The sequence below is a fragment of the Pseudomonas tehranensis genome (assembly GCF_014268615.1).
Lineage (GTDB): Bacteria > Pseudomonadota > Gammaproteobacteria > Pseudomonadales > Pseudomonadaceae > Aquipseudomonas > Aquipseudomonas tehranensis.
On the sequence record NZ_JABWQV010000246.1, the window covers coordinates 1 to 7,404 of the forward strand.

At 59.2% G+C, this 7,404-nt stretch carries 5 protein-coding genes; 2 read left to right on the forward strand and 3 right to left on the reverse strand.

What is annotated here, in order from left to right; translation table 11 throughout:
* Nucleotides 1-97 precede the first annotated feature (97 nt).
* The gene (clpA, locus tag HU811_RS22985; RefSeq protein ID WP_047227721.1) at nucleotides 98-2,368 is read right to left on the reverse strand and encodes an ATP-dependent Clp protease ATP-binding subunit ClpA; all 2,271 of its coding nucleotides are present in this window, start codon (nucleotides 2,366-2,368) and stop codon (nucleotides 98-100) included.
* Nucleotides 2,369-2,397: 29 nt separating this feature from the next.
* Nucleotides 2,398-2,760: an ATP-dependent Clp protease adapter ClpS gene (gene clpS, locus HU811_RS22990; protein ID WP_015094394.1), complete on the reverse strand. Its 363-nt coding sequence runs from the start codon at nucleotides 2,758-2,760 to the stop codon at nucleotides 2,398-2,400.
* Nucleotides 2,761-2,987: 227 nt separating this feature from the next.
* On the opposite strand from clpS, the gene cspD reads away from it, so the two are divergent.
* Entirely contained in the window at nucleotides 2,988-3,260 is a 273-nt protein-coding gene (cspD, locus tag HU811_RS22995; protein WP_275944492.1) for a cold shock domain-containing protein CspD, read from the forward strand.
* Between the two features lie 81 nt (nucleotides 3,261-3,341).
* Here cspD and icd read toward each other — a convergent pair whose 3' ends face one another.
* A complete protein-coding gene (gene icd, locus HU811_RS23000; RefSeq protein WP_092399189.1) occupies nucleotides 3,342-4,598 on the reverse strand; it encodes an NADP-dependent isocitrate dehydrogenase in 1,257 nt (418 codons plus the stop codon).
* A gap of 483 nt (nucleotides 4,599-5,081) precedes the next feature.
* On the opposite strand from icd, the gene HU811_RS23005 reads away from it, so the two are divergent.
* Nucleotides 5,082-7,307 (forward strand): NADP-dependent isocitrate dehydrogenase, encoded by a 2,226-nt coding sequence (locus HU811_RS23005; protein WP_092399193.1) that lies wholly within the window; start codon nucleotides 5,082-5,084, stop codon nucleotides 7,305-7,307.
* The last annotated feature ends 97 nt before the right edge of the window (nucleotides 7,308-7,404 follow it).

Below are 7,404 nucleotides of genomic sequence, written 5' to 3' on the forward strand. Positions count from 1 at the left end.
CATTCGCGAGCAAGCCCGCTCCCACAGGAGATCGGCGTGTTTTTGAAGTCAGCAAAAAGGCGCCTTTCGGCGCCTTTTGCTTTATTGCAGCTAACGATCAGGCCATTTCAGCCGTGGTTTCGAAGTCGAAGGTCAGCTCGCCGTCCTTGATGTCGATGTGGACCACACCGCCATGTTCGGCCAGTTCGCCAAAGAGGATCTCCTCCGCCAGCGGACGCTTGATCTTGTCCTGGATCAGGCGAGCCATCGGCCGCGCACCCATTGTCACATCGTAACCGCCGGCCGCCAGCCAACTGCGGGCCGCATCGGTGACCTCCAGCAGCACACGCTTGTCTTCGAGCTGCGCCTGAAGTTCGGTAAGGAACTTGTCCACCACACTCTTGATGACCTCATGGCTGAGGCGACCAAACTGGATAATGGTGTCCAGGCGGTTGCGGAATTCAGGCGTGAAGCTCTTCTTGATCACTTCCATCGCATCGGACGAATGGTCCTGATGGGTGAAACCGATCGAAGCGCGAGCTGCGGTTTCGGCACCGGCGTTGGTGGTCATGATGATGATCACATTGCGGAAATCCGCTTTGCGTCCGTTGTTGTCGGTCAGCGTACCGTGATCCATGACCTGCAGCAGCAGGTTGAAGACTTCCGGATGCGCCTTCTCGATTTCATCGAGCAAGAGCACGCAATGCGGCTGCTTGGTGATGGCCTCGGTCAGCAGACCGCCCTGGTCGAAACCGACATAACCCGGAGGCGCACCAATCAGACGCGACACGGTGTGACGCTCCATGTACTCGGACATGTCGAAGCGAACCAGCTCGATCCCCATCGCCTTGGCCAACTGCCGTGCGGCCTCGGTCTTGCCGACACCGGTAGGACCTGCGAACAGGAAGGAACCCACCGGTTTGTCCGGCGACTTGAGACCGGCGCGGGACAACTTGATGGCGGTAGACAGCGAGTCGATGGCCGCATCCTGACCGAACACCGTCAGCTTCAGGTCGCGCTCCAGGTTACGCAGCAGCTCCTTGTCGGAACTGGTGACGTGCTTGGGCGGAATCCGCGCGATTTTCGCGACGATGTCCTCAACCTGTGGCACTTCGATGCGCTTGACGCGCTTCTCCACGGGTTGAAGGCGCTGATAGGCCCCCGCCTCGTCGATTACATCAATGGCCTTGTCCGGCATGTGCCGGTCATTGATATAGCGCGAGGCCAGCTCAGCGGCGGCGCGCAGCGCCTCATCACTGTATTCGATATTGTGATGCAGCTCGAAACGGCCCTTCAGCCCACGCAGGATACCGATGGTGTCTTCCACCGAAGGCTCCGACACATCGACTTTCTGGAAACGCCGGGCCAGGGCACGGTCCTTCTCGAAAATCCCGCGGAATTCCTGGAACGTGGTCGAACCGATGCAGCGGATATCACCCGAAGACAGCAGCGGCTTGAGCAGGTTCGAGGCATCCATGACGCCACCGGACGCGGCACCGGCACCAATGATGGTGTGGATTTCGTCGATGAACAGGATCGCCTGCGGACGCTTTTTCAGCTCGCCCAGCAAGGCCTTGAAGCGCTTCTCGAAATCACCGCGGTACTTGGTGCCCGCCAGCAAGGCGCCCAGATCGAGGGAATACACCACACTGTTGGCGAGCAGATCCGGCACCTGGTTGTCGACGATGCGCTTGGCCAGGCCTTCGGCGATCGCAGTCTTGCCCACGCCCGCCTCGCCCACCAGCAGCGGGTTGTTCTTGCGGCGTCGGGCCAGGATCTGCGCGACCCGCTCGACTTCCGCCTCGCGTCCGACCAGTGGATCGATACGGCCCTGGCGCGCCAGTTCATTCAGATTGCTGGCGTAGGCGTCCAGCGGATTGCCCGAAGAAGAAGACTCACCGCCCTCGTCATCCTGCATATCCTGTTCACCTTCGGAGTGATCGCCGTGCCCAGGCACCTTGGAAATGCCATGGGCGATGTAATTGACGACATCGATGCGCGCAACACTCTGCTGCTTGAGCAGGAAAACCGCCTGGCTTTCCTGTTCGCTGAAGATGGCGACCAGGACGTTGGCGCCGGTCACTTCACGCTTACCCGAGCTCTGTACATGAAAGACAGCACGCTGCAGGACACGCTGGAAGCCCAGGGTTGGCTGGGTTTCACGATCCTCGTCATGAACGGGGATCAATGGCGTGGTGGAGTCGATGAACTCCTGCAAATCATGCTTGAGTTTATCGAGGTTTGCGCCACAGGCACGCAAAACGGTGGCGGCAGCCTCGTTATCCAATAGGGCCAGCAGCAGGTGCTCGACGGTCATGAATTCATGACGCTTCGAACGAGCCTCCTTGAAGGCAAGATTGAGGGTGACTTCGAGCTCGCGGTTTAACATAGCTTCACCTCATACCCAAGTGGTCGGCGTTAACCGTCCTTCTCGATTTCACAGAGTAGCGGATGCTGGCTTTCCCGGGCGTACTGGTTGACCTGCATGGCCTTCGTCTCGGCGATGTCGCGGGTAAACACTCCACATACTGCCCGTCCCTCTGTATGGACGGCCAGCATGACCTTGGTCGCCAGCTCGCGATTCAGGTTAAAAAACACCTCGAGCACTTCGACGACGAAATCCATCGGTGTGTAGTCATCGTTGAACAAAACCACCTTGTACATCGGTGGCGCCTGTAATGCAGGCTTTGCTTCCTGAACAGCAATGCCTGCGGAATCGTCGTCATGTAGATCCGGGCGATCCTGATTGAATGTTAGTCGAATCTGGCTGATTGCATGCATGGAAAGAAAGGTTCGTTTAGTTGGCAAATACAGTGATGGGGGCGCTTGCAGGCGATTTCAACCACGACCGCCGGGTCGCCTTGACTATCGGGAAAACGGTGTTACAACCAATAGAGCCCATCGTGGGTTAAAAAGGTCCGTGGAATCGATCCTGTTTTCCAAGATTAGACTGCGGATGAACTGGATGATACTCCACTGACGGAGTGTGTTGCAGAGGGATATGGCCTATGTCGGTCGTCAAGATGAGTGGCAAAGTCAAATGGTTCAATAACGCCAAGGGCTACGGTTTCATTATTGCCAACGGCAGGGATGAAGACCTTTTCGCCCATTACTCGGCGATTCGGATGGATGGCTATAAAACCCTGAGAGCCGGACAACGCGTCACATTCGAAGTGATCCAGGGGCCCAAGGGCCTGCACGCGGTCAATATTGCCGCGGACACCGTTGAAGATACCCCTTGCGCCACCCCTGTCAATGTCATGACCACTGAAGTCCATTGATCGGCACAAGCCTCCCCCGACACCAAAAATGCCCGACTCGATCACTCGAGCCGGGCATTTTTTTGCTGGCTGGCGATCCGCTTACATGTGCGAAATCAGTGCATCACCGAAGGCCGAGGAAGACAACAGCGTAGCGCCGTCCATCAGACGTTCGAAGTCATAGGTCACGGTCTTGGCCGAAATCGCGCCGTTGGTGCCCTTGATGATCAGGTCGGCCGCTTCGGTCCACCCCATGTGCCGCAGCATCATTTCCGCCGACAGGATCAGCGAGCCCGGGTTGACCTGGTCCTTGCCGGCATACTTGGGTGCGGTGCCGTGGGTGGCTTCGAACATCGCCACGGTGTCGGACAGGTTGGCGCCCGGTGCAATGCCAATGCCCCCCACTTCCGCCGCCAAGGCGTCGGAGAGGTAGTCACCGTTGAGGTTCAGGGTCGCGATCACGTCATATTCGGCCGGGCGCAGCAGGATTTGCTGGAGCATGGCATCGGCGATGGCGTCCTTGACGATGACGTTCTTGCCGGTCTTCGGGTTCTTGAACTGCATCCACGGGCCGCCGTCGAGCAACGTCGCGCCGAACTCCTCGGCCGCCACTTCGTAGGCCCACTCCTTGAAGGCACCCTCGGTGAACTTCATGATGTTGCCTTTATGCACAATGGTCAGCGAATCGCGATCGTTGTCCACTACATATTGCAAGGCCTTGCGGGCCAGACGCTGGGTGCCCTGCTTGGAAACCGGCTTGACGCCGATGCCGCAGTTCTCGTCGAAACGGATCTTGGTCACGCCCATTTCTTCTTTCAGGAACTTGATGACCTTGGTGGCCTCGGCCGAACCGGCCTTCCACTCGATGCCGGCATAGATGTCTTCGGAGTTCTCACGGAAGATCGTCATGTCCACGTCGCCAGGCTTCTTGACCGGGCTTGGCACGCCTTCGAACCAGCGCACCGGACGCAGGCAGACATACAAATCGAGCTGCTGGCGCAGGGCTACGTTCAGCGAGCGAATACCACCACCGACCGGCGTGGTCAGCGGGCCCTTGATGGAAACCACGTAGTCTTTGACCGCGTCCAGGGTTTCCTGAGGCAGCCAGGTGTCCTGGTCGTAAACCTGGGTTGCTTTCTCACCGGCGTAGACTTCCATCCAGGAAATCTTGCGCTTGCCGCCATAGGCCTTCTGAACCGCAGCGTCCACCACCTTGATCATGACCGGACTGATATCGACGCCAATGCCGTCGCCTTCAATGAAGGGGATGATCGGGTTGTCGGGAACATTAAGAGAATGGTCTGCATTGACGGTGATTTTGTCACCGACGGCTGGAACCTGAATCTTTTGATACCCCATGCTGAACTCCATTGCTTGGATTGAACATCTGGCTGCGTTCGAGCGTACCCCAGTTGAATCGGCGCGCAAACCCTACGTTAGGCTCATCCGGGGGAATAGCCTGCAGTTAGCGGTGTACAACCCTGAAAACCAAGGGAAAAGCGCCAAACATGAGCATAGTCCGCTCCTTGGGTACTGCGACGTTTAGACCAATGGACGTGTACGGAAGTCTATGAACCATCGGCAGATTGCCAGCTACCTATGTATAATGCCGCCGCTGACCACAGGGTCACGCTGGCTGAGTGCTCTATCACAGGACTTTCCGCCAGTTTAAAAGCCGGACCGTTACCGCGGCCCAACCGCTTGACGCTCGACTGATGCACCCAACATCACCGCGAAGAAACCTCGACATTCGGCTCACGGATGACTTTTGAACGAACGCGCTTACCCGGCGCTCCTCGAGTTTCTGCGCATGCTTTAGCAAAGAAGAGAGTTAATCCGAATATGCCCACCCGCTCGAAGATCATCTACACCTTCACCGACGAAGCTCCCGCCCTCGCCACCTATTCGCTGCTGCCGATCGTCGAAGCCTTTACCGCCTCGGCCGACATCGCCGTGGAAACCCGCGATATTTCCCTTGCAGGGCGCATCCTGGCCAGCTTCCCCGAGCAACTGGGTGACAAAGCCGTCGCCGACCACCTCGCCGAACTGGGCGACCTGGCCGTGACGCCTGAAGCCAACATCATCAAGCTGCCGAACATCAGCGCCTCGGTACCGCAACTGCAGGCCGCGATCAAGGAATTGCAGGCCCAGGGCTACGCACTGCCGGACTACCCGGAAACCGTGACCAGCGACGCCGAGAAAGACGCACGCGCCCGTTACGACAAGGTCAAGGGCAGCGCCGTGAACCCGGTCCTGCGTGAAGGCAACTCCGACCGCCGCGCTCCGCTGTCGGTCAAGAACTACGCGCGTAAGCACCCGCACAAAATGGGCGCCTGGGCAGCCGACTCCAAGTCTCACGTGGCCCACATGAGCACTGGTGATTTCTACGGCAGCGAAAAAGCCGCCCTGATCGACGCCGCCGGCAGCGTGAAAATCGAGCTGATCGCTCAGGACGGCACTGCCACTGTCCTGAAGGAAAAAACCACCGTACAAGCCGGTGAGATCCTCGACTGCGCCGTGATGAGCAAGAACGCCCTGCGCGACTTCATCGCCGCTGAAATCGAAGACGCCAAGCAAAAAGGCGTGCTGCTGTCGGTCCACCTCAAGGCCACCATGATGAAGGTCTCCGACCCGATCATGTTCGGTCAGATCGTCGCCGAGTTCTACAAAGACGCCCTGGCCAAGCACGCACAAGTGCTGGAGCAGATCGGCTTCAACCTGAACAACGGCATCGGCGACCTGTACGCCCGCATCAAGGCCTTGCCGGCCGAGCAGCAGGCGCAGATCGAAGCCGACATCCAGGCGGTCTACGCGGCGCGCCCATCGCTGGCGATGGTCAACTCCGATAAAGGCATCACCAACCTGCACGTGCCGAGCGACGTCATCGTCGACGCCTCGATGCCGGCCATGATCCGTGACTCCGGCAAAATGTGGGGCACCGACGGCCAGTTGCACGACACCAAGGCGGTGATCCCGGATCGCTGCTACGCCACCATCTACCAGGCGGTGATCGAAGACTGCAAGCAACACGGCGCTTTCGATCCGACCACCATGGGCAGCGTGCCGAACGTCGGCCTGATGGCCAAGAAAGCCGAAGAGTACGGCTCCCACGACAAGACCTTCCAGATCAAGGCCGACGGCGTGGTCCGTGTTTCGGACAACACCGGTCGCACCCTGCTGGAGCAGAACGTCGAGGCGGGTGACATCTTCCGCATGTGCCAGACCAAGGACGCGCCAATCCAGGACTGGGTCAAGCTGGCCGTCAACCGTGCCCGCGCCAGCGCCACTCCGGCGATTTTCTGGCTGGACCCGATGCGCGCCCACGACGGCGTGGTGATCGAAAAAGTCCAGGCTTACCTGAAGGACTACGACACCGCCGGCCTGGACATCCGCATCATGTCGCCGGTCGATGCAATGAAATTCACCCTGGCCCGCACCCGCGAAGGAAAGGACACCATTTCGGTGACCGGCAACGTGTTGCGCGACTACCTGACCGACCTGTTCCCGATCATGGAACTGGGCACCAGTGCCAAGATGCTGTCGATCGTGCCGCTGATGAACGGCGGTGGCCTGTTCGAAACCGGCGCCGGCGGCTCGGCCCCCAAGCACGTTCAGCAGTTGCTGGAAGAAAACTTCCTGCGCTGGGATTCCCTGGGCGAGTTCCTGGCCCTGGCCGCGTCCCTTGAACACCTGGGCGTGACCTACAACAACCCTAAAGCCCTGGTGCTGGCCAAGACCCTGGACCAGGCCACCGGTGAGTTCCTGGACCGCAATAAGTCGCCTTCGCGCAAGGTCGGCGGCATCGACAACCGTGGCAGCCACTTCTACCTGACCCTGTTCTGGGCCCAGGCATTGGCCGCTCAAAACGACGACGCAGCCCTCAAGGCCCAGTTCACCGCCCTGGCCAAGACGCTGACCGACAACGAAGAAACAATCGTTGCCGAACTCAACGCCGTCCAAGGCAAACCGGTGGACATCGGCGGTTACTACTTCGCCAACCCGGAGCTGACCAGCAAGGCCATGCGCCCAAGCAACACCTTCAACGCGGCGATTGCTGCGCTGGTGTAAGGTTGTAAGGGAACACCACAAACCCCGGCCCTGGTGCCGGGGTTTGTGTTTTCAGACACCACACATTTCCCCCTGTGGGAGCGAGCCTGCTCGCGAT

What these genes read in the sequence shown, in the direction of transcription:
- clpA (WP_047227721.1), bottom strand. Translation starts at nt 2,368, where the DNA reads ATGTTAAACCGCGAGCTCGAAGTCACCCTCAATCTTGCCTTCAAGGAG.
- clpS (WP_015094394.1), bottom strand. Translation starts at nt 2,760, where the DNA reads ATGCATGCAATCAGCCAGATTCGACTAACATTCAATCAGGATCGCCCG.
- cspD (WP_275944492.1), top strand. Translation starts at nt 2,988, where the DNA reads ATGTCGGTCGTCAAGATGAGTGGCAAAGTCAAATGGTTCAATAACGCC.
- icd (WP_092399189.1), bottom strand. Translation starts at nt 4,598, where the DNA reads ATGGGGTATCAAAAGATTCAGGTTCCAGCCGTCGGTGACAAAATCACC.
- HU811_RS23005 (WP_092399193.1), top strand. Translation starts at nt 5,082, where the DNA reads ATGCCCACCCGCTCGAAGATCATCTACACCTTCACCGACGAAGCTCCC.